Below are 24,216 nucleotides of genomic sequence, written 5' to 3' on the forward strand. Positions count from 1 at the left end.
ATCTCGAGAAACTGACGATCGAAAGGAACTAGCCATGTTGATTGCCGATGGTGGAGGCAGCGTACGCGTGCCGGTGAACGTACCCAACCCCGTGAACACGGCGCAGCAGCCTGCGAGTTCGGCCGAGTCGGACGCCGCGGCGCGCGCGCGGGAGTTGCAGCGCCAGCTGGAGGCGTTGCTCGAAAAACTCCGCGAAGCGCAGCGCCAGGCGGAGGAGGCCCGCAAGCGCGCCATCGAGGCGCAGAAAAAGGCCCAGCAAGCCAGGGAGCACGCCGAAGCCATGGCGGAAAAGGCGCAGAAGACCAAGGACCTGGCCGAGGCCAACAAAGCCAAGAAGGCGCAGCAGGACGCCAAGCTGGAAGATGCGCGCGCCAAGGATGCAAGTGCCGACGCCAACCTGAAGGACAAGAACGCTGCGCTGCTCAAGGCCGAGGTCAAGCAGAAGCGGGAGGAAACGAAGAGCTCGGATGCCAAGGCCTCCGCGGCCACCGACAAGAAAGTGCAGGACGCGAAGACCGAGCGCAACGATGCGCAGAAAACCAGCGACTTTTCAAAGCTCTATCTCGACTCGCAGGAGAAGGAGAGCAAGGCGCAGGACGCGGAGGCCAAGGTTGTCGAGCTGACGCCCACGCCGGGTCGTCCGTCCGCCACCATCACCGACAAGGAGCGCACGGCGCTCGACAAGGCCGAGGAAAAGGCCAAGACGCTGCGCGGCGAGGCGGATGCTGCGACGAAGAAGTTCGGCAGCGAGATCGGCGAAGAGGCGAACACCGAGTTCTGGGGCGATCCGCCTGCGCCGGCCGGCACCGAGGGGCCGGTGGCGCCGGCCACCGACGATCCGCTGCAAACGCCGCTCACGCAGCTGCTGCAGGTCTCGCCGAAGGCCACGGCCAACCCGGCCGCCAACAACGGCCTGCTGTTCACCCCGACGCTGACCTCCGGCAGCACGGGCACCACCAGCAGCAGCCTGCTCGTACCGTCGTCCACCTTCTCGTCCGGCACCGGCACGAACGCGATGTCGCCATTCAACACCTTCCTCAAGGCGCCCGAGCCGGTCGTCACGCCGCAGGTGAAGAAGACGCTGACGGACATCGCGGACGGAAAGAGCGTGGAGCAGATCGCAAGCGATCGCAAGATGCGCGTCGACCAGGTGATGTCCGAAGCCAACGCGGCGGGCGTCAAGATCACCACGGCCGCGCCGAAGGACGGCGTGCAGGCCACCACCATCCAGCGTGGCGACGCCTCGCTGACCTACAGCCGCGACGCGAAGCACGACACCCTTTCGGTCAAGGGCAGTCTCGCGGACCCGAAGGCGCCATGCGGCCAGAAGACCGTCGACGCGAAGGAGGAGGGCAACGGGCGTTACAGCCAGACGACGAAGGACGCCAAGACCGGCGACACGGTCACCACCACCATCGACGGCAGCGCGGGCACGCGCACGGTGAGCGTGGTGGACGAGCACGGCCTGCGCACCGACACCACCACCTCGCTGACCGGCGCAGAGGTCACCCGCCCCGTGGGCGACTACGAGGGCTATCTAGAGGTGGCCAAGGCCGCGGACCTGAAGCCCGAGCAGCTGCTGGCGCTGAACCCCGACGTGGACTACGGCAAGGCGCTCAAGCCGGGCCAGGAGTTGGTCGTGGCCGGCGTGCCCACCACCGTCAAGACCTTCAACAAGGACGGATCGACGCTCGAGAAGACCACTGCGAGCGACGGCACGCTGCAGGTGGTGGCCACGAGCGCGAGTGGCCGCCGCACGGTGCTGATGGGCGAACCCGACGCCAAGGACGGCCCGGGCGAGGGGGTGCGCAAGTCGATCTTCGACGACAAGAAGTCCGTGGCCGAAACCGCCAAGGCAATGGGCATGACGGAAGACGAAGTGCTCGCGGCGCTGCCCGAAGGCACGGTCGACGTGAGCAAGCCCAGCGCCGACAACGGCCACATCGAGACCCGCACGATCTACGATCCCGCCACCAACCGCCTGGTGGTCGAGAGGAACGACTGGAACCACGGCGGCGGCAGCCGCGAGGACATCGACGACAAGACCAAGTACACGGTCACGCAGAAGGACCCGAAGACCGGGAAGTCCGAGCGCGTAGAGGTCAGCGGCGGCCTCGGCTACCTGCAGCATCAGGCCGAGGACAAGGCCAAGTACGCCGACAGCTACGGCCAGCAGATCGGGGACCTGGACAAGACCATCCACCTCTACAAGCGCATGGGCGAACCGGTAACCGACCTGGTCGAGCAGCGGAAGCAGTTGGTGTCGCAGCAGACCGATGCGCGCGGCGAGGCCACGATCGCCAACACCAGGGCCACCGCTGCGCTCACCAAGCAGCAGCAGGTGACGATCGACGAGCAGGCCCGCGTGGCCTACCAGAACGTTGCCTATGCGCGGCCCGGCAGCAAGGACCAGGCAGAAGCCATCAAGGCACTGGATGACCGGCTCGAGCTGCTGGACCATGTCGACCGGCTCGTCGACGTGGCCGACAAGGACGTGGACCTGGCCAAGGCCGGCGCCGACCAGGTGAAGAAGCAGGACGCCAAGACCCAGGCCGATGCCGACCTGGAGACGGAGTTCCAGAAATGGAAGCGCACCTGGCTGTGGAACGGCCTGGACGAAAAGGAGATCCAGAAGCGCGAGGCTCAGGGTGCAAGCCCTGTCGGGCCGGCATACCGCAACGACGAGGAAGAAAACAAGGCGGCGTGGAAGGCCTTCGTCCAGCAGCAGGAGATGATGGACGAGCATGGCGACAAATACCTCACCGATGCGGGACGGCCCGCGCGCGATGCCTGGCTCAACCGCAACCAGGCCAGCGACGCGGCGCTGGATTCCGCCATTCACTACGACCAGGCCTCCATTGCGAGCGGTGGGGCCAATACCCATCTGACCAAGGGCGAGCTCGACCGGCTGCAGCAGAAGAAAGACGCGTGGACCGACGCCAATCCGACGGTCATGCCAGAGAAATTCAAGGACCAGGAGGCGCTCGACAAGCTGGCCAAGAACCTGGCCGACGGCGAGATCGGCAACCTCGAGATCGGCGAGCACAAGAAGCATTCCGAGTACCTGAAGACGGTGTCCGCGCCCGACCGCGCCGATCCCGAGGCACTCAAGAAAGCCGAGGACAAATACACCGAGGACAACCAGGAAGCCACCACCAGGCTCAACGGCCAGATCAAGGACATTTCGGAGCGGCCCTTGCGCGAAAAGACGCGCTCGGTGGACGATTACATCGCCCAGTGGGGCAAGCGCAATCCCGAGATCCAGAAAGATCTGGACGCGCTGGGCACTGACCAGGACCAGCGCAGCCTGCGCGCGACCGAATATCGCAGCGGGCAGATCCACAAGCTCCTGTCCGCGTCCGACCAGGGCAAGGAGCTTCAGGCGGCGATCAACCTGCGCTATTCACTCACAGACCAGTGGCTGAAGATCGGGGACAAGGACGACGGGCGCCTCGAGAAGGACCTCGAGGGCATCGAGAAGGGCATCGAAGGGCACACCTGGGTGCGTGACGTCTGGGGCAGCATGGCCGGCGACTCGGCCGAAGACGCGAAGAACTACACAGAGGAGCAGCGCGACGACCTGCGCGACCTGCGCGACGACCTCCGCGCGGGACGGATCTCGGCCTCGGAGTACGCGCGACGCGAGAACGAGTTCATGGACGCTTACGACGTCGAGTCCGACAAGATGGCCGACCGGGTGCGCGATAGCGACGGCACCTGGAGCGTGGTCGACGACGCGGTGCGCATGACCGTCACGGCGGCTGCCGGTATTGCCGCCACCATCGCCTCGGGCGGCAACGTGGCCGTGGGATTTGGCGCGGCGATGGCTGTCAGCGCGCTGTGGGACACCACGGGCGACGTCGTCGCCGCCGCGCAAGGGCGCGACATCTACGCCGACGGCCACTCGTCGTTGTGGACGCTCGAAGCCAAGGCCCTGACAGGCAACGCAAGTTGGGACGACGTCAAGTTCACGCTCAAGGACGAGGTCGTCGATGCCGCTACCAACGCGGTCACCGCCACGGGCGTGGGCGCGGGCATCAAGACCAGCGCCTCCGTCAGCGCCAAGCTGCTGGCCAACGGAACGATGGTCGGCAGCAAGGGCACGCTGAACCTCGCGGGGCGGGCGGTGGTCGGTGCGCGCGCGGGTGTCACCTCGCAGGCCATCGACGGCACCGGCCGCGTGGCGGTGGAAATCGGCCGCGTCGGGCTCGACGGCAAGCTGGGTACGGAAGAGGGCGACAAGCGCATCGGCGCCACCTTCGTCAGTTCGGCGGCGGGCCTGGTCACGGCGCCGCTCACGGGCGGCGTGTCGGGCGCGATCCCGCTGTGGAAGGCGGTAACGCCCGCCGCGCAGGCACAGGCGCAGGCCAGCGGCATGCCAGTCAAGCAGCAGCTGACCTACTTCGGACTTGGCGCGCAGTTCTTGAACGACGGCGCGGCGGGCCTCGGCACCGGCGACCTGATCTCGCTGGCCAACGAGGGCCGGCACATGAACCGCGGCGAGTTCATCGCGGCCTCGCTGCAGGTGATCCCGGGCACGCTCAACAACGTGGCGCTGCACCCGGCCATGGCGGCGCGCGCGCGCGCCCAGGCAGAGGCCGCGCAGAATGCAGCCCCCGCCCGGACGCTGCACGACGAGTTGGTGGTGACCGAGCTCACGCTGCCGCACCTGGCGAATGAAGACAGCCTCCTGCCCGCGCAGGTGTCGGACGCGATGGCGCCCGGCGGGCGCGTCGAGCTGCACGTCGCCGCCGATCGTCCGGACGGTCCGGCGCCGCGCAACGGCGAAGCCCTGGACATCGATTCCGACCAAGCGGCGGCGATCCACGAGCGGCTGCGCAGCGCGGGCTTCGAGCAGATCCGCATCGAGCGTAAATCCGATGCCGAAGCGGGCGAGCCCGGCTTCATCGTGCATGCCATCAAGGAAGGCGGCGAGATCCAGACCGACGGCGTGGTACCGCTGCTCTCGCGCACGGTGCCGACCGAACCCGAGGGGCAGGACACGTCCAACACGGCCGATGCCCCGGACGGCAGCAACGGCCCCGACGGCCCGAACAACAACGACGGTTCCGACTACGCGCTGCCTCCGTCCGGCAGCAGCCTGCACACTGTGAGCTGGAACGGCACGCTCAAAGCCATCCTGCAATCGGGTGGCACGCTGCGCAACACCGCGTTCTACCTGCACGCCACGCCCTACGACGAGAACACCGGCATGGCGCTCAATGCCGCCGACAGCGGCCTGCCGCGCGCGGTGGACGGCGAGACGCCTGCGCAGCGCAGGGCCGCGTACGCCGGCGCGGACAGCCCCGAGGCGCTGGCCGCGCTGCCGCCCGCGCGCTACGCCACGCTCAAGGAGGCGATGAACGCCGCGCAGGCCGGCAACGGCGACCGCGGGCACGACAACATCGCGCTCGTCTACGAGCCCAAGCTCGGCGCGGACGGCCGGGTACCGCCAGAGGCAGTGCTGGCCACGGTCCATCTCGACAAGACCGGCGACGGCCCCGCGACGCTGCGCGACGTTACGCAGAATCCGCGCAGCGACATCGCCGCCACGGTGGCGCTGCGGGTGAGCTATCCGGTCGTGCAGGCCGCGACGCGGTCTTCGGGCCTGATCCTGCCGGGCAGCGCGGCGCGGGACAGCTTTCTGCACGTGCCCGACGACGCCACCGTCTACTACGTCGACAAGTCGAAGCGCGTCACGCAAATCCCGGCCAACGACCCGCGCGTCGCCCAGGCGCTCGAACGTGCGCAACAGGCGCGTGCGCGGCTGCTCGCGCTGCCAAGCCACGAGCAAGGCCTCGACCTCGACAGCCTGCAGGCGTGGCGCGAGCAGTCCGGCATGAAACCGGTCGACCTGCGCGTGGTCGGCCCCGGACAGCTGCCCGAGGGGCAGGGCATCTACCATCGCCGCGATGGCGTGGCACTGGTTCTGCGCGATCCCGCCATCGAAAGCCGGCACGGCACCGCGCCTACCCTGCGCACCGCCGCGCACGAACTTGCGCATGGCAACGAGGACCAGCGCAACGTGTTCGTGCTCAGGGACCACCAGGACACGAACACGCTGCGGCCCACCTACGTCATCGAGCCGATGTCGGGCTTCCTGCGCTTCGATCCTGCGCAGAAGCGCACGACCGGGCTGGCGCTCGAAGAGGCCTATGCCGAGCACAAGGCCCAGCAGTTCGACGAAGCGCTTTTCGGCCCGAAGTCCGGCGACGAGAGCTTCGATGGCCAGCTGGGCCGCTACAGACTCGAGGATGGAAAGAGCCTCGACCACGGCGCCTATACCGCCGTCACTCTCGACGCGATGCTGCGGATGAATCCCGAGATCGGCGCTCTGATGGAGCGGGCGCGCTTTTCGAGCGCGGCGCGCGAGCAGCTCATCTCGGTGCTCGGCGAGAAGCTCGATGCCTTCTACGCCCATCGCGGCGAAGACCTTTCCACGCGCTCGCACCAGGACTGGGCAGAGCAGCTCTACGACGCCGTGCGGCACAACCGGCCGATGCCGGCGGCGGCCGGCGAAGGCCCGGCGCCCGAGGGGCCGGTGACGCTGAACAGCCGCCCGGTGCAGCGCGCAGCCAGCGCCGGCGACGACGGCCTGCCGCTCAAGCCTTCGGCCTTCGGCACCGATGGCGATTGGATGGCCGCCGCGCTGCATCTCGAGGAGACCATCGCGCAGCAGCGCGAGGCCGGCCAGGCCGGCGAGCTGCCGCCCGGCATGATCCTGTCCGATGCCGACAAAGCCGTGACGCAGGGGCTCCTGAAGAACCCGACGCCCGAGTCGCAGGAGTGCTTCGTGGTGTCGGTCCGGCCCCCCAGCAAGGGCATCTTCGGTGGCGACGACGTGCGCGCCAAGCGCAAGGACGTCTTCGAAACGATCGAGAAGGCGCAGGAGGCGGTGTCCAAGCGCAACGACGGCGCATGGATCTACCGTGTCGCGCCCGAGGGCGGCATCGGCGAGATGATCCGCGTCGGCAAGGCGCGCTCGCACAACATCCTCGGAGCGTTTTACGTCAACAAGGACAAGAGTGTCTTCCCCGTCGGTATCGCGAACCCGCAGTTCGACCGCTGGGACCTCTCGGCCACAGCCCCGGCCGGACGCGCGCACGTCTACAACGCCGCGCTCACGATGCCGGTCGGCCGTCCGGCCGAAGGCATCTTCCGCCAGGGCGGCATCGAGGAGGGCACCGATGCGGCCACGGCGGCCATCGACCGTGCCGTGGCCGAAGGCCGCGCGCCGCGCGTGATGATCGCCGCCGGCTACACGATCGAGAACGGCCGCGCCGAGACCAGCGGCCCCGGCGGCGCGGCAGTGGCCGGCAAGGCGGCCCGCCTGTACGCGGGCCAGATGCACGGCGTGGATGCCCAGGTCACCTACGTGGCCGCGGGCCGCCGGCAGCGCAAGGTACTGCAGGCCGCGCTCGAGGCGCTCGGCGAGCGCAAGGGCGAGCACTACGAGATCGTGAGCTTCAATGCGCGCGGCAAGCGCGCCGAGTGGCGCTCCGCCATCCTGCTCAGGCGCCACCAGCCCGACCTGCTGATGGGCTTCGACGTGCCCGGGCGCACCGAGAAGGGCGAATACCACAACAGCCATGGCCACGCAATCGGCTACCACACCGCCGCGCGCGACCAGCTCTTCATCGATGCCACGCGCAACGACCGCATCACCACCGTGGCCGGTTTCGACCTCGGCAACGAGGTGGGGGGCGGCCATCCCGACGTGCACACGCGCGTGCAGCCCGCGCCAAACGGCACCCTCATCGCCTCGATCGTCACGGCCGACGTGGCGATGACGGGTGGGCGCACCAACTGGGTCGGCTATGCCTTCGGCACCGAGGTGCTGAGGCGCGCCGGCGCCCTGAGCGCGGTGCCCGACGAGCGCACCATCCGCGGCATGGTCATGGGCATGATGAAGGCCGGCGGCGTGGACAGCGAGACCCGAAGCCGCGTGCCGTTCGAGGTCGATTCGCGCGGGCGGACCTCGGGCGTGGGCGGCATGTCGCCCGACGTCGAGGCCGCGGTGGCCGCGATGCTTCGGATCCGCGCCGAGAAGATCCATATGGCGCCGGCCATCGACCTGCGCGGCGTGCGTCTGCGGCTCGGCGTGTTCGATTCGGGCTCGGGCGGCATCATTGCCGCGGCCGAGATCAAGCGAGTTGTCGAAGAGACCACGGGCGCGCGCGTCGACCTGGTGATGGTGGGCGACCACGGGGCGGGCACCTACGGCCCCAAGACCAAGACCGAGATCGCCGACCACACGCGCGCCGGCCTCGAGACGCTCGACAAGCTCGGCGTGGACCTGATCGTGATGGCCTGCAACACCGCGTGCACCTCGGGCAAGGGCGAGTACGCACGCGGTATCAACGCACCGGTCATCGACCTGATCGACAGCACGCGCTCCTTCCACAAGGGCCTCGTGGACCAGGGGGAACGCGTGGTCGCGTTCTCCACCGAGGCGAGCGCGACGCTGCCGCTGCCCGGCACGGACCTGATTGGCGTCTACCGCGACAAGGACGTTCTGCCGGTCGGCGGCACCGACGACGGCTTCGACGTGGCATCGATCGTGAACCAGTACATGGCCGATCCGATGAACGCCGACATGCGGGCGCGCATGCAGGGCGCGGCGGACCACTATGCCGACAAGATCCTGGCCGCGAAGCCCGACGTCACGACCGTCTCGTGGTGCTGCACGCACTATCCCGAGCTCGAGCCGTTCTTCACCAAGTCGCTGCAGGACCGCGGCCGTTCGGATGTGAAAATGATCAACCCGATGGCCCACCAGGCCATGCGGGCCATCGAAGTGGCCGAGCATCTGCCGCCGGGCACCGGCACGGGCCCGAGCCGGGCCATTGGCATCACCACGGCGGTGGCCGACAAGGCCGAGGCCATCCGCACCGGCACCGATCCAGGCAAGGCCACGGTGCAGCAGAGCGAAGTGCTGCAGACGCTGCGCATCGCGCTGCAGCGCGACGACGTTGCGCTGGTGCCGCTGAAGAAGCTGGGCACGGACGTGGACGTCGAGGAGGCCCAGCGCCTGCTCGACCAGGACGAGGCCGGCGATCCCATCGACGCGCTGCAGGCCTTCGACCCCTCGGGCCGTGGCTTCCCGATTCACGTACCAGGCGGCGCGTATGCCGCGGCGAAGATGCTCGGCGACGCTGGGAAGGTCGCGGTGGTGGCGGGCTTTCCGATCCGCACTGCCGCCGGCCGCGTGGCGCCCGAGTCGGACAGCACCAAGGGTGCGGCGGTGCTGGCCGCCGGGCTGGCCAAGCTCGGCAAGGACACGACGTGCATCACCATTCCCGCCAACGTCAAGCCGCTGAAGGCGGCGCTCGCGGTGTTGGGGCGCGACGACATCGACGTGCGGGCCTTCGGCCTGAAGATCGGCCCGCACGCCGAGGGCGAAGCCCTGCGGATGCTGCAGGGTCTCGACCCCAACGCGATCATCAGCGTGGAGGCGCCCGGGCGCGATGCGAAGGGCCAGTACTGGAGTTCCACCGGCGAGCGCGTCACCGACCACGTGGCTGCGCTCGATGAATTCTTCTATGCGGCGCGCACGATCAACGAGGGCCGCGCCGACGGCGCTGCGAAGATCAGGCAGCTCGCGATCCTCGATGTGGGCAACGAGGTCGGTGGCGGCAACGTCGACAAGCGCGTGCGCCGCGCACCGGACGGCCAGCGCATCGCTTCCGAAGTCACGGTGGACCAGCTCGTGACAGCCGGTGTCGGCAGCTGGGGCGCGGATGCGACCCTGGCCGCGCTCGAGGTGCATCACAACCGCGCCGACCTGCTGCCTTCGGCCGACGAGGTGCGGCGCGTGATGCGCGCCATCACGCGCGAAGGCGGCGTGGACAGCCAGTCGCGCACCGGCATCGATCATGCCGCCGGCTACGATCCGACAGTGCATGTGGGCGTGGCTGAGCTGTATCGCCAGGCGGCGCTCGAAGTCAAGGCCGACGGCGGCCCGGACGCCGGCGGGGTGGCGCCACCCAAGGGCGGCACACCGAAGCCGGGCGGTCCGCGACCTGCGGAGCCGCAGAGCGCCGCCTTCCGCGGCGACGAATGGCCCGCCGTGCACGCCCGGCTCACCAGCGGCGGCTTCGGCAACGAGAACATCTACGTCTACCGCGTGAAGGGCCAGCCCGACCTGTACGCCGAACCGGTAGCGACGACCGACCTCACGGCGCAGCAGATCAACGGCACGGGCCGCGTCGCGCAAGGCACGAGCACGGTGCGCTGGTACGGCAACAGCACGCCGGGCCGGGGTGTGGGCGGCCTGATGCCCCGGCGCGAGATGGGCGCCAAATTCGGCCTGGAGCCCAAGGGCGACAAGGAGACGGTCTACCGCATCAAGAACCGCGAGACGGCCGATATCACCTTCCAGACCGAGAAGCCCACGGCCGAGCAGCGCGCGGATCCGAACCTGCTGATCCGCTCGCGCAAGGTGCGCCCGCCGCGCGAGGCCACGCCGCAACCCGTCGACGACTGGTTCATCGTTTCGAACCAGTCGCCCACGCGCACCAATGCGGCCAACGGGCTGCGCAACGTGGCGCGCGGCAACGACGAGTTCAAGCTCGGCGTGGTCGAGAAGACGCATGGGCCGGCCACCGGCTGGAGCACCGGCAAGGTCATCAAGCGGCAGATCACGCTGGGACTGGTGGCCGCGGTGGGTATCAGCGGGCTGAACCTGGTGAGCCCGATCGATACCGGCCACGACGTACCGAGCGGAGTCGTCGGGCTGCCGCGCAATCCGATCGCCTCGTCCACGCAGCATGGACACGACACGCCTTCCTTCCGCGCCACGCCGGAGGCCTTCTCGGTGCCGGCCGAAGTCACGCTCGGCATGGCCTGGCACCAGCAAGGCCAAGCCGATCTGCTGGCCCGGCAGCCCGGAACCGATCCGGCCTCGGTGAAGGCGCTGCAGGACACGGCCGACAGCCGCTGGGGTGCGTTCTCGGCCGAGATGCTGAAGACCATCCGCACCGACGTGCAACAGGGCGCGAACCCGGTGGCTGCGGCCAACCGACAGCGCGCGCAGCTGCTTTCCATGGGCCGGCTCGATGGGCACAGCGACAACGCGGTGCGCGATGCGCTGCGCGACTCGGGCCTGCTCAAGGGCACCACCGCCGACGTCGAGGCTCAGATGGACTACGCCAAGCTCGTGGCCGATCACCCGGTGTTCATCAACGACAAGAGCCGCGAGCTCGCGCGCACCGATCCGGCCGCCTTTGCCGCGGCCTCGCTGATCGCGATCGGTCCCGACGGTGCGGCATTCAACACCGCGGTGAAAAACAACGCCGCCATGCTGGGGCGCCTGCATTCCGAGGCTGTGGTGAAGGAGCGCCTGGCCGACGGCGACGTGGCCGGCGCCGCCAAGGAGGCGCGCCTGCGGCTCGACGTGAGCGCCACGCCGGCCGAGCGCGACAAGGCGGCCGCTGCGCTGCTGCCGCTGTTCAAACAGGAGCACGCGCGGGCGCTCGACCTGCTGGCCGGCATGCAGATGCAGGACGTCGGCGACTACCTGGCGCAGTACCGCGACGCGCCACCCGAAATCGCACAGCCGATGGCGCAGGGCATGCTCGAACTGCTGCAGAAGAACCTGCCGCGCCCGAGTGACGACCTGTCCAGCATGTCGCAGTTCGACCATCTCGTCGAAGGCCTGTCGATCATGGCCGAGGCGGCCGACGCGCGCACGCCTACCTCGGCCTTCTCCGAACGCTTTGCCGCCGAGCTGATGAAGGGGCGTTTTGCCGACCGGCCGGAGTTCGTCGTCACGTTGCAGCGCGGCGTGGAGCGCGCGGTGGAGCAGGGCGGCGCGAAGCTGCCGGTCGAGCTGGCGAATGCGCTGGAAAAGCAGGGCCGCGGCGACATGCGTGACAGCGTGCTCGCGGGCATCGACAATGGCTTGCAGGCGCAGAACAAGCACCTGGGCGAGGCCATCGGCAACCTGCGAGGCACCGCCGGCTACAACGCCACGGGTGCTTCGATGGCCTTCTACGTGGCAAATTTTTCCGACGGCACGCCCCAGGGTGTTGCCAACGCCATCGCACAGTACCGGCGCGTGAATCCGGAGGTGGCGGGCAAGGTCGACGATGCCACCCGCGTGATCGGCGACTGGGGCCGCACGCTGCACCAGACCCAGGAGAGCCTGAACGGCCTGCGCGTCGGCGCCAAGGGCAGCGAGGCCGAGCGGGGCCTGGAGGGCACGGTGGTCAAGGTGTACGACAGCGACGACGTGAAGCTGGCCATCAGCCAGAGCCCGCAGGTTCGCCAGGAGCTGCTCAGCCGCTCCACGCAGGGCGTGCCCGATCCGCGCACCATGACCGAGTACCTCATCAACCCGGTGATGTTCGTGACGCGCCACGTCTCGGGGACCACCCGCATGGTGTGGTCGATGCTGGCCGACGCGCAGTTCAACGGCATGGTGAACGACCCCACGAGCTATGCCACGCGCTGGAACGCCTTCAAGCTGAAGACGGAGCGCATGGCCAACGTGCTGGGCCTGAACGCGGACGAGGTGCGCCAGGGCACCGCGCTGGTGGACAAGTACATGGACGCGGTCACGAAGGTGGACTCGGGCTTGTCCGATCCGGCGCGCATCAACGCGTATGCGCGCTTGGGCGGCGAGCTCGACGGCGAACTGCAGAAGCTGCTGGGTGTGGGTGCAAAGACCGTCAACAACGTCACCAACGCAAACACCGCTTTCGGGCAGGCGCTGCGCTGGGTGGCCAACGCGGGCTTCGTCACGCACAACGTCAGCACCGAGATAACGAACCTCCGCCCGATGGCCGACGGGGTTCAGGACTACACGCAGTGGTACCACCGCATCTATGCGCCGACGCAGGCCTTCTTCATGGCCAAGCCCTACACCACGCTGATGGCCGAGCGCTCGCTCGCGGGCAATCGCGTGATCGACGGCGCGGCAGCGGACATCGAGGGCAAGATGGCCTGGAAGTACGTCTTCGGCCTAGGCACGGCCGGCGTGGGTGCGGCCGATCTGTCGCTGGCCTTCGGCCAGAAGGACACGGTGCCGGCCTGGGTAACGTACACCAACGTGGGCATGGGCGTTGGCGGCCTGGTGGACGGTGGTGTCGGGCTGGTGAACGTCACGGGCAAGGCACTGGCGCGCGCGGGTGCGGTCGAGCTGGGCGCGCTGCTGGCCATTCCGGCCGAGGTTGCGACCATCGGCGGGCTGGCGGTGGCTGTGTTTACCGGCATCAAGCAGTTCTACAACGTCGCCCATCACTACGACCAGGTCGACGCTCGCGAGATGCAGCGCGACCCGGCGCTGCGCAACGTGCTCAAGGACCGGGGCTTCTCCGACGCGCAGACCCGTGCCATGCTCGACTGCACGCACGAAGGCGTATCTCCGATGGTGGCCTGGAACGCCCTGATGAAGTCGGAGGGCAAGACGGTGGACGAGGGCATGCAGCTGCTGCGCGACCGGCTGGCGAAGGACGGCCCGCAGGGCATTCCCGCCTCCGAGTGGACCCGCGTCATGCACGGGCTCACCGATCGCAAGATGAACGACAACGACGGCAGCTTTCCGGCGGACGATCCGAACTCGGCACAGGCCGGGCAGATCGTGGTCCGGGAGATGCCTACGCGCGGGGGCACCGTGACTTCGAAATCGACGGTGCTGCCGCAGAGCATCGAGGGCCTGGAAAACTACGCGCGAGAGGCCTGGAACCTGCGCGTGTGATTCGTCCGGAGTCCGGCATGTGAGCCGAAAGATGTAGCGCCGGCGCCGCCCCGGTGCTGCATGGCCGTGCCGGGCTTCTTTCGGCGGCACGGCCATGCATTTGCGTTATGGCGCATGCCGCAATTGCCATTGGTGCCGCTCTGCGGGCACTTCTAGACTGGGCGCAATGAACGCATTCGCGACCCTGATCGGCCCCGCCCCAGCGGCGATCATCCGTCCTTCGTTGTTCGCGCAGCGCCGCGGTGACGCGCCATCGGCCATGGCGTCCAGGGGCGCGGCCTTGTCCCTCCCGCGCCACGGCGATGGGACAGTCGCACTCCCGCTTTTCCATGCGGACGACAAGCCGTCGATGCCTCCCGCGGGTCATCGCCAGCGCCATGCCACCGGCCTGGTCGCCGAGCTGAGTGACGCGCCCGATCACGCGGCGCGCCAGGCGCTCATGAAGGGACGGCTGCGATCGATCGGATTCGAATGGCTCGGCTACGGAACGATCGAAGACCAGCGCGGAGTCCTGCGGCCGCTGAGTTTTCTCACGAGCTATGCCCACGAGACCTGGGGACGGCGCTACTTCTCGCAGCGCTATCACGAGGTCGATACGCGCCCTCACGATGCGCCGGTGTCCGGCCTTCCGTTGGTGTGGGATCTGGAGTCGCTCGCCCAATCGCAATGCAGGCAACCCTTGCGGCCCGAGGCCGAAGCCCGGGACATCGCTGCGCGGCAACGCATGCTGCTGGACGAGCTGGAAGCCAGCGGCATCCGCAGCGGTATCTCTTTCCGCCTGGCCACGCCGGGGCAAATGCATGAATACACCTTCATCGACCTGATGTCGGGCACACCCGGGCGCCGCTGGATTCTCGGTGCTGTCGTGGGCCGCGCGCTCATGCTCGGATTGAGCCTGCACGAACATGTGTCGCGCCACGTACGCAAGCCCGTTGCGGCGCGAGAGCAGGACGAGCCGCTGCATGCGAAATCGCCTATCTCGCCGACGCAGCAATCGATTCTCGAAGCCTTGCTGCGGGGACTCGGCGACAAGGAAATTGCCTACGCGCTGGGCTTGTCGAGCCATGCGGTGGACTATCACATGCGCCAGCTCCGGCGCCGCTTCGGCGTGCGCAACAGGGTGCAGCTGGTGAGCGCGGCGGCGGACTGGCAGCCCTAGCGGTTCTCGGCCTAGCGCTCCTAGCCAGCGATGCCGTTGCGGGCCGATGCCGGCTGCAGCGCATCGAGCGCCGAAAGCCTGCGGTAGTCCCCGGGCAACACCGCATAGGTGCCCAGAAAGGTCTTGTGCAAATGGCTTTGATCGGTGAAACCGGCGGCATGCGCCGCATAGGTGACGCGGGCGCCGCCGGCGATGAGGTCGCGCGCGTACTCGATACGGTGGCCCACCAGCATCTCGTGCGGCGTGAATCCCATGGCACCCTTGAAGCGCCGCTGCACGTGCACCGGGTGCAGGCCCGCCGCGTCGGCCAGGCTGTCGAGCGTCATGCGCTGATGAAAGCCGGACGCGATCAGTTCATACAGCCTGTTCATGCGTTCGTCGCCGCTGTCGACAACGCGCGTGGGCTGTGCCCGCAAGGGAATCCAGCGGGCCAGGCGTTGGCGCAGCAGGGCGCGGCCCGCTGCGCTGTCTTCGTCGTTGCCGGTGCTCGTGGGCTCGCGCAGCAGGCGATGGCATTCCATGAATCCGGAAGCTTCGGAGGGATCGAGAAAAACCGAGACGCCGGCATCGTCTTCCACGCGGGCCAGCGGGGTGCTCTCGTGCGCTGCACTGATGCAGCGCGCAACGGCGCCGCTGCAGTACATCGCGTCCTCGCGCCACGGCGCGCCGCGCGCCTGCACGGCATGCCAGACCTGCGGCGCAACGCGCAGCAGCGTGCCCGGGGGCACGATCGTCACGCGGGTGCCGGTGCGCACGTGGAGTTCGGTGTCCGACACCGAGAGCGTGTACCCGACGTGCCTGTGTGGCCGGATCTCGCGATGCAGCAGCGTGTTGGCAGTCAACTGAAGACCCGTGAGGTCAGCGTCTCGCCAATAGTGGGAAGCCAGGAGTTCCATCGAAAAGCAGGGCTCCTCGGACGTCGTGGTTGTGTTGAGAAAAAGCAATCGACATGCCAGTGCATGCCTTGCTTTCGCGGATGTTCATGCGAAGGTATTCAGTTGTGGTTCGGTGAGGAGTGCCACGGCTCGCTTTCGCCCCCGCGAGTGTGCTCGAAGCTAAGAATTTACAAGGCGGCATAACCGCCCTTTGGTAGTTTGGCTCCAAGCCCGCAGCGTCTACCGATGCATGCGGCACTTCCATCAGGCCTCTCATGATTCTTGGTACTTTGGTGCAACCCGCCGCGGCGGCATTGCTGTCGGACGCGCGCGACCCCGACCCGGCGCCGCCGCCGGGCGATCTGGCCGAGCTGCCGCTCGACGGCCCCTTTCCACAGCTCTATTCGGAGGAACAGCTCTATCTGCCGCAATCGGCAGACCTGCGTGCGGACGGCGTGCCAGGCATCGTCGGCGATCTGCTGAATGCTTCAGGCACCAAGGAGTGCCGCGATCTTGTCCAGGCGATGTTGAATGCGCTGGGCTTCGATTGGCTTGGCTACGGCACGATCACTTTCCTGCGCGGCCGCTGGTGGCCCTTGAGCTTCTTCACCGCGCACGCAAACCCCGAGTGGACGCAGCGCTACTTTTCGCATCGCCTCTACGAAATCGATTTGCGGCAGCCGGGCGTACCGGCTTCCAGTCTCCCGCTGGTGTGGGACATCGAGCAGATCGAAGCCTCGCCATTGTCCGCAGCTACATCCGTGACCGAGGACGCGGAGGGACGGCGGCAGCGCTTTGTCGACGACCTGCGCGCCAGCGGTATTCGCAGCGGGTTGATGTTCCGCCTCGCGTCGTCGACGCAGGTGAACCAGTACACCGTCATCAGCCTGCAGTCGAGCGAGCCGGGCCGCCGCTGGATCACCGACGAGGTCGTCGGACAGGCCTTGACGCTGGGCTTGAGCGTTCACGAATACCTGCTGCGCCATTCGCGCATGCCGAGCGAAGCGAGCGCGGCGGCGCGCATCGAGATCTCGCCCACGCAGCAGTACATCCTCCAGCACCTGCTGCAGGGGCGCAGCGACAAGGAGATCGCCAACCGCCTCGACATGTCTGCCCACACCGTGGACTACCACATGCGCCAGCTGCGCCGCCGCTTTGCCGCGCGCAACCGCGTCCAGCTCGTCAACGCGGTGCAGCAGGGGGACAGCGACTTCGGCGTGCTCAACGAGAGCTAAGGCAGCACCGCCACCGGGCTGCGCTCGGCAAACTGACCGTTCCAGTAGGGGTAGTAAGGGTAGGGCGGCGTCACGGCGCTGGCCGCATCGAGCCGCTTGATCTGGTCGGCGCTGAGCTGCCAGCCGAGTGCGCCCAGGTTCTGCTTCAGCTGCTCTTCGTTGCGCGCGCCGATCAGTACGCTCGACACGGTGGGCCGCTGCAGCAGCCAGTTGAGCGCGATCTGCGGCAGCGTCTTGCCGGTTTCCTCGGCCACCTCGTCCATGGCATCGACCACGCGGTACAGGCGCTCGTCGTCCACGGGTGGTGCGAAGCCGGCGGTCTCATGCAGGCGGCTTCCGGCGGGCAGCGGCTGGCCGCGGCGCACCTTGCCGGTCAGGCGGCCCCAGCCCAGCGGGCTCCACACGATGGCGCCCACGCCTTGGTCCATGCCCAGCGGCATGAGTTCGTATTCATAGTCGCGGCCGATCAGCGAGTAGTACGTCTGGTTGGCCACGAAGCGCTGCAGGCCGAGCCGGTCGGAGGCCGCGAGCGACTTCATCAGTTGCCAGCCCGAGAAGTTGGACGCGCCGATGAGCCGCACCTTGCCGGCGCGCACCAGATCGTCGAGCGTGTCGAGCACCATCTCGACCGGCGTCATCGCATCGAAGGCATGCAGCTGCAGGATGTCGATGTAGTCGGTGCCCAGGCGCTTCAGCGCGGCGTCGGTCGCGGCGATCAGGTGATGGCGCGAGGCGCCGACGTCGTTCGGCCCGTCGCCCGCGCGCAGCGCCAGCTTGGTCGAAATGATGGCCTTGTCGCGCCGGCCCTTGAGCGCGGCGCCGAGGATCGATTCCGAAGCGCCGTTCGAATACACGTCGGCCGTATCGAACAGGGTCACGCCGGCATCCAGCGCCATGTCGACGATGCTGCGCGCACCTTCGACGTCGGTGTTGCCCCAGGCACTGAAGAGCGGCCCCTGTCCGCCGAAGGTGCCGGCGCCGAAGCCGAGGGCGGGGACCTTGAAGCCGGAGCGGCCGAGAAAGCGTTGTTCCATGATGTTGTCCTTGTCGTAGAAAAAATGGTGCGCGTCAGGCTTGCACCGAGGCGCAATCGGCCGGGGAGGCGCGGCCTTCGCGCCGGTCGAGCGAACGGCTCCACAGCGCGATGGCCAGCCCTGCGAGCGTGAGCAGCGCGGCCACCCAGCCGAGTGCGCGGAGCCCCGGCCCATGGTCGATGACCACGCCGCCCGCCCACGCACCGAGCGCATTGCCGAGGTTGAAGGCCGCGATGTTGAGGCTCGACGCCAGGTTCTGGCCCGCGCCCGAAGCCTTCTCCAGCACGCGCAGCTGCATCGGTGCCACGGTCGCGAAAGACGCGATGCCGAGCAGGCCGACGAACACCACGGCAGTGAACGGCGTTCCGATGGTGAACTGCATCGCGCCAAGCACGGCGGCGAGCGCCACCAGCGTGCCGAGCACCGCGGGCATGGTCGATTTGTCGGCCAGCCTGCCGCCAAGAATGTTGCCGACGGCCAGGCCGCCGCCGAACACCAGCAGGATCGGCGACACGGCCGACTCCGGCAAGCCGGTGACTTGCGTCAGCAGCGGCTGGATGTAGGTGAACACCACGAACACGCCTGCAAAGCCGAGCACCGTCATCGCCAGGCCAAGCAGCACTTGCGGCCGTGCGAGCACCGCGAGTTCGTCGCGCAATGGCGCGGCCTTGGCCTCGGCCCGGACGCGCGGCACGAACAGCGCGAGCACCGCAAAGGCCAGTACGCCGATCAGCGTCACCGCCCAGAAGGTGGCCCGCCATCCGTACTGCAGTCCGAGCCACGCACCGGCCGGCACGCCCAGCAGCGTGGCGACGGTGAGCCCGGTGAACATGATCGCGATGGCCGACGCGCGGCGCTCCGGCGCCACGAGGCCCGTAGCCACGACCGAACCCACGCCGAAGAAGGTGCCGTGCGCGAGCGAGGTGACCACCCGCGCGGCCATCAGCAGCTCGTAGTTGGGCGCGAGTGCGCAGGCCAGGTTGCCGAGCGTGAAGATCGCCATCAGCGCGAGCAGCACAGTCTTGCGCGGCAGCTTGCGGGTGGCGATGGTGAGCAGCGGCGCGCCGACCGCGACCCCGAGCGCATAGCCCGAGATCAGCAGGCCGGCCGCCGTGATGGAGACCTTGAGATCCATCGAGACCTGCATCAGCAGGCCCATGATGACGAATTCGGTGGTGCCTATTCCGAAGGCACCGGCGGTGAGGGCAAGTAGAGCAATTGGCATGATGGCGCTACTTTGCCGGCCATTTCATTGAATGACTAGAATGCCACCAATACATAGACTTGTGAGTTGAATTCACAATAAAGGCGCAAGGAATCGGCATGCCACGCATCGACGTCAACCGCTCCGGCGAAATGGAAGCCTTTGTGCAGGTGGTCGAGTCCGGCGGCTTTTCCGCCGCGGCGCGCCTGCTCGACATGACGCCTTCGGCGGTAAGCAAGCTGGTCGCACGCCTCGAGTTGCGGCTGGGCATTCAGCTGGTGCACCGCTCCACGCGCAAGCTGCAGCTCACGCCCGAGGGCCTGCACTTCTACGAACGCAGCACGCGCGTGCTGGCCGACATGGACGAGGCCGAGCGCTGCGCCGCCGCGGGGGCAGCGCCCCGCGGGCGCGTGAGCATCAATGCGAGCGTGTCCTTCGGGCATCACAAACTGGTGCCGCTGGTGCCGCGCCTCCTGGAGCTGCACCCGCAGATCACGCTCGACATTGCGCTGACCGACCGCGTCGTCGATCTGATGGACGAGCGCGCCGACATCGCCATCCGGTGGGGCCAACTGCCATCGTCCGACCTGGTGGCACGGCGCCTGGGCGAAACCAGCCAGGCCATCGTGGCCTCGCCCGACTACCTTGCCAGGTACGGCACCCCGCACACGCCGCAGGAACTGGAGGCGCACAACCGCCTGGGCTGGAGCTACCGGCGCAGCACGCCCGACTGGCCGCTGAGCGTCGACGGACGAATGATCTCGTTGCCCGTGGCCGGGCCGGTGCGCGCGGCCGACGGTGAAACCCTGCGGCAGCTGGCCATTGCGGGTGCGGGCGTGGCGCGGCTGTCGCTGTATCACATCCAGCACGACATCGATGCGGGGCGGCTCGTGCCGCTGCTCGAAGAATTCAACCCCGGCGAGGTGGAGCCGATCCATGCCGTATACATCGGCAAGGCCGGTACCTTGCCGGCGCGCGTACGTGCTGTGCTCGACTTCCTGGTGGCGTGCTCGGGCGTGGGAGGAGGGCGCTACACGATCAAGCGCACCGCGCCAATGCCGGCGAATTCCGCGGTCACCTGATCGCCGCGGCGGCAGGGCAGCACGCCCACCCACGAGCCGGTGGTCACGACCGTGCCGGCCGGCGCGGTCTGGCCGTGGCGCGTAACGTGGCGCAGCCAGTTGGGCAGCAACCATGTCGGGTCGGCCAGCGGATGGGTGCCTTCGCGCACCACGGTTTCCGAACTACCGACTTTCGTTTCGCAGCGCTGCGAGGCCCAGTCGACGGCCGCAAAGGGCTGCCATTCGCCCAGCACGAGCGCGCCGTGCACCTGCGAATCGGCAAGTCGAAGTAATGCGGGTGTGGCGGCCAGGTCTTGCCAGCGCGAGTCGACGATCTCCACCGAGACTGCCATCGCGTCGATCAGCGAAGCCGCATCGTTGTGGTCGAGCTTCGCGGCCACGGCGGGGGTGACGTCCTTGCCGAGTCGCAGCGCAATTTCAGCCTCGATGCCGGGCGTGTAGAACGCCAAGTCAGCGAATTCTGCCGGGCTCGCGCGCACGCCATGTGGGGGCAATGGCGCGTGCGTGAGCGTTGCGGTTCGCGACCCACCGCCGGATTTCCAGCAACCCGGCACTGTGCCTGCCTCGAACCAGCCGAGCGCGGAGGCGACGGCGTCCTGCACTTCATACGCTTGGGTTGCGTCTTGCAGCGTGTCGGTCCAGGGTGTGGCGTCGAGGGTGGTGTTGCTGCGGCGCGCAGCGATCAGCGCTTCAGCGAGGGCAGTCATGGATGGGTTCATTGTTTTGATTTTGTCAGCTGTTTGCTTTTTCAGGGCGTGTGCACAGGGCACGCTGCCGGTGTGCCGCTGATCAACGGGAGCGCCGCCCTGAATGACCCAGGGCCCCGTCAAGTTTCAACGTGCACTTTGCCGTCCTTCACCACCTTCGCCCACTTGGCAATTTCAGTCGAGATGAACTGCTTGAATTTGTCCTGCGAACCCCCGCCATCCTCGGCCCCATAAGTGTCCAGGCGCTCCTGCACGTCGGGCATCGCAAGCACAGCGTTGACGTCGCGGTTCACCTTCTCGGCAATGCTCGCCGGGAGCTTGCCCGGCCCCGCAAGGCCGTACCAAGTGGTGGCCTCAAAGCCCGCGAAACCCTGTTCCTGCATCGTGGGCACGGTGGGGTGGCCCTTGGCGCGTTTGGTGCGCGTTTGCGCCACGGCCAGCACGCGGCCGCTCTTCACGTGCGGTGTGGCCGCCGTCATGGTCTCGAAGCTGTACTGGATCTGGCCGCCCATCAGGTCGGCCAGGAGCGGGCCGCTGCCCTTGTAGGGCACGTGCATCGCATCGACGCCGGCCTGCAGCTTGAACATTTCCAGCGCCAGGTGCTGCGCCGAGCCCGCGCCCGCGGAGCCGAAGCTCACCGTGCCGGGCGCGGCCTTGCAGGCCGCCACGATATCTTTCACCGTGACTGCCTTTTGCGTTGGACTGGCGATCAAGAGGTTGGGCGTGACGCCCACCAGCACGATCGGCACAAAGTCGCGCTCCACGCTGTAGCGCAGCTTGGGCTGCAGGCTGGGTGCGAGCGCATGGCTGTTGATGTGCGCCATGAGCAGCGTGCTCCCGTCGCTGGGCTGCTGGGCGACGTATTCGGCCGCCAGCACGCCGGCCACGCCGGCCTTGTTCTCGACGATGACCTGCTGGTTCCACATCGTCGTGAGCTTTTGCGCGACCACGCGCGCGAGCGCATCGGTGCCCCCGCCCGGCGGAAAGCCCACCACGATGCGCACCGGCCCCGAAGGCCACTCCTGCGCGAAGAGCCGGGGAACGCCCAGCGTGGCGGCCGCGGCACCCGCGGCCTGGATCAGCGAACGTCTTTGCATCATCTTTGTCTCCATGTTGTGGTGGGTCCGATGCGTGCCGGTGTTGGCGACTATGCGGCTTTTTTCTGCAGGCCGGCAGGCGCCGCCGCGTGGTTCGCGAAATGGTCCATTGCGGCGTGCACGCCGCTGCCCGCCAGCTTGATGCCTGCGAGCTTCATGCCCATTTCGACGCCCGCGACCATGGCCACCAGCGTCAGGTCGTTGCTGTCGCCCAGGTGGCCCATTCGGAACATGCGGCCCTTGAGCTTGCCGAGGCCCGTGCCCAGCGACAGGTCGAAGCGCTGGTGGATGAGCCGGCGCAGCGCATCGGCATCGAGGCCTTCGGGCGTGATCACGCCGGTGAGCACGGGCGAATACACGGCAGGGTCGGCGCACTGGATCGGCAGGCCCCAGGCATTGACCGCGGCGCGCACGCCGGCCGCCCAGCGCAGGTGGCGCGCAAAGACGTTGTCCAGCCCTTCGCCGAGCAGCATGTCGAGCGACTCGGACAGGCCGTAGAGCAGGTTGGTGTTGGGCGTGTAGGGCCAGTAGCCGTCCTTGTTCATCTCCACGATCTCGTCCCAGGCCCAGAACGCGCGCGGCAGCTTCGCGCTCTTCGAGGCTTCGAGTGCGCGCGGCGAGAGCGCGTTGAAGCTGATGCCGGGCGGCAGCATCAGGCCCTTCTGCGAACCGCTGATGGTGACGTCGACACCCCATTCGTCGTGCCGGAAATCGGCGCTCGCCAGACCCGAGATGCTGTCGACCATCAGCAGCGCAGGGTGGCCCGCCGCATCGATGGCCTTGCGCACCGAGGCGATGTCGGAGGTGACGCCGGTGGAGGTTTCGTTGTGCACCACGCACACGGCCTTGATCTTCTTTTCGGTGTCCTTGCGCAGGCGCGCCTCGATGAGGTCGGCCTGCACGCCGCGGCGCCAGCTGGGCGCGGCGGGCAGTTGCTCGTCCTTGCCGGACCAGACGAGAAATTCGGTGGACAGGCCCAGGCGCGTGGCCATCTTCTGCCACAGCGATGCGAAGTGGCCGGTCTCGTACATCAGCACGTGGTCCCCCGGGCTCAGCGTATTGGCGAGCGCGGCCTCCCAGGCACCGGTGCCGGAGGCGGGGTAGATAACGACCGGATGCTTGGTCTTGAAGATCTGCTTGATGCCGCCGAGCACCTTGAGGCCCAGCGTGCCGAATTCAGGCCCGCGGTGGTCGATGGTCGGCAGACTCATGGCCCGCAGGATGCGGTCGGGCACCGGGCTCGGGCCGGGGATTTGGAGGAAGTGGCGGCCGGTGGGATGGATGTCGAGTTGAAGCATGGACTGTCCTTTTGCTTTAAGTTTTGCATTCAAAACTTAATTAAGCATGATGGTTTACCCTCATTCATAGGGATTGTTGGTGCCGTTTTTTGCATTCAAAATGCATTCAAGGAAAACAGCATGACTGCAGAAATCATCGAAATCTCGCGCCTGGCGCTGCACGACCAGGTGGCCGCGCGCCTGCGCACGATGCTGGTCGAGGGGCACATTGCCCCCGGCGCCAAGCTCAACGAGCGCGAGCTGTGCCTTCAGCTGCGCGTGTCGCGCACGCCGCTGCGCGAGGCCATCAAGCTGCTTGCGGCCGAAGGGCTGGTCGACTTGCTGCCCAACCGCGGCGCGGTGGCCGTAAAGCTCACTGAGAACGACGTGGTCGACACTTTCGAGGTGCTGGCCATGCTCGAAGGCATGTCGGGCGAACTGGCGGCCAAGCGCATCACCGACGAACAGCTGGCCGAGGTGCGCGCGATGCACTACGAAATGATGGCCTGCTTCACGCGGCGCGATCTCTCGGGCTACTACCGCCTCAACGCGCGCATCCACACCGCCATCAACGAGGCCGCCGGCAACCCGGTGCTGGCCAACACCTACCGCTCGATCAACGCGCGCGTGCAGTCGCTGCGTTTTCGCACCAACCAGGACGAGGCCAAGTGGAAGCACGCGGTCGAAGAGCACGAACAGATGATCCAGGCGCTGGCCGCGCGCGACGCGCCGGCCATGCGCAAGGTGCTGGTTGCGCACCTGATACGCAAGCGGGACACCGTGCTGGCGCTGCTGCGCGCCGGCGAAATCTATCCCCAAGCCCACGAGGCGAGCTGAGCCCACACAC

11 protein-coding genes are annotated in these 24,216 nt (G+C 67.8%); 5 read left to right on the plus strand and 6 right to left on the minus strand.

What is annotated here, in order from left to right; all coding sequences use genetic code 11:
* Positions 1-34 precede the first annotated feature (34 nt).
* Both BLR24_RS18425 and BLR24_RS18430 read left to right on the plus strand, forming a co-directional pair.
* The gene (locus tag BLR24_RS18425; RefSeq protein ID WP_093019461.1) at positions 35-13,699 is read left to right on the plus strand and encodes a glutamate cyclase domain-containing protein; all 13,665 of its coding nucleotides are present in this window, start codon (positions 35-37) and stop codon (positions 13,697-13,699) included.
* Positions 13,700-13,865: 166 nt separating this feature from the next.
* A complete protein-coding gene (locus BLR24_RS18430; protein WP_175543297.1) occupies positions 13,866-14,858 on the plus strand; it encodes a helix-turn-helix transcriptional regulator in 993 nt (330 codons plus the stop codon).
* 20 nt (positions 14,859-14,878) lie between these two features.
* Here BLR24_RS18430 and BLR24_RS18435 read toward each other — a convergent pair whose 3' ends face one another.
* Positions 14,879-15,754 carry a helix-turn-helix domain-containing protein gene (locus tag BLR24_RS18435; RefSeq protein ID WP_093019465.1) on the minus strand — a complete coding sequence of 292 codons (876 nt, stop codon included), beginning with the start codon at positions 15,752-15,754 and terminating at the stop codon, positions 14,879-14,881.
* Between the two features lie 254 nt (positions 15,755-16,008).
* Between BLR24_RS18435 and BLR24_RS18440 the strand changes: the two genes are divergently transcribed.
* Positions 16,009-16,968: a helix-turn-helix transcriptional regulator gene (locus tag BLR24_RS18440; protein ID WP_093019467.1), complete on the plus strand. Its 960-nt coding sequence runs from the start codon at positions 16,009-16,011 to the stop codon at positions 16,966-16,968.
* Here the strand turns inward: BLR24_RS18440 and BLR24_RS18445 are convergent.
* Positions 16,965-18,002: an aldo/keto reductase gene (locus BLR24_RS18445; protein WP_093019469.1), complete on the minus strand. Its 1,038-nt coding sequence runs from the start codon at positions 18,000-18,002 to the stop codon at positions 16,965-16,967. The genes BLR24_RS18440 and BLR24_RS18445 overlap by 4 nt on opposite strands.
* 34 nt (positions 18,003-18,036) lie before the next feature.
* Positions 18,037-19,227, minus strand: coding sequence for an MFS transporter (locus BLR24_RS18450; protein ID WP_093019471.1), 1,191 nt, complete (start codon positions 19,225-19,227; stop codon positions 18,037-18,039).
* 98 nt (positions 19,228-19,325) lie between these two features.
* Here BLR24_RS18450 and BLR24_RS18455 point away from each other — a divergent pair, with 98 nt between their 5' ends.
* Positions 19,326-20,288 (plus strand): LysR family transcriptional regulator, encoded by a 963-nt coding sequence (locus tag BLR24_RS18455; RefSeq protein WP_093019473.1) that lies wholly within the window; start codon positions 19,326-19,328, stop codon positions 20,286-20,288.
* Here the strand turns inward: BLR24_RS18455 and BLR24_RS18460 are convergent.
* The 3 genes from BLR24_RS18460 to BLR24_RS18470 all read right to left on the minus strand — a co-directional run bounded on the left by BLR24_RS18460 (position 20,237) and on the right by BLR24_RS18470 (position 23,390).
* Positions 20,237-20,995 carry a fumarylacetoacetate hydrolase family protein gene (locus BLR24_RS18460; RefSeq protein WP_175543298.1) on the minus strand — a complete coding sequence of 253 codons (759 nt, stop codon included), beginning with the start codon at positions 20,993-20,995 and terminating at the stop codon, positions 20,237-20,239. The genes BLR24_RS18455 and BLR24_RS18460 overlap by 52 nt on opposite strands.
* A 119-nt stretch (positions 20,996-21,114) precedes the next feature.
* The gene (locus BLR24_RS18465; RefSeq protein WP_175543301.1) at positions 21,115-22,092 is read right to left on the minus strand and encodes a Bug family tripartite tricarboxylate transporter substrate binding protein; all 978 of its coding nucleotides are present in this window, start codon (positions 22,090-22,092) and stop codon (positions 21,115-21,117) included.
* Positions 22,093-22,142: 50 nt separating this feature from the next.
* Positions 22,143-23,390, minus strand: coding sequence for a pyridoxal-phosphate-dependent aminotransferase family protein (locus BLR24_RS18470; RefSeq protein ID WP_093019477.1), 1,248 nt, complete (start codon positions 23,388-23,390; stop codon positions 22,143-22,145).
* A gap of 120 nt (positions 23,391-23,510) precedes the next feature.
* On the opposite strand from BLR24_RS18470, the gene BLR24_RS18475 reads away from it, so the two are divergent.
* Complete coding sequence (locus BLR24_RS18475) at positions 23,511-24,206, plus strand: GntR family transcriptional regulator (protein ID WP_093019479.1); 696 nt, start codon at positions 23,511-23,513, stop codon at positions 24,204-24,206.
* Positions 24,207-24,216: the final 10 nt, after the last annotated feature.

This window comes from Variovorax sp. OV700, from assembly GCF_900099805.1.
Classification (GTDB): Bacteria; Pseudomonadota; Gammaproteobacteria; order Burkholderiales; family Burkholderiaceae_C; genus Variovorax.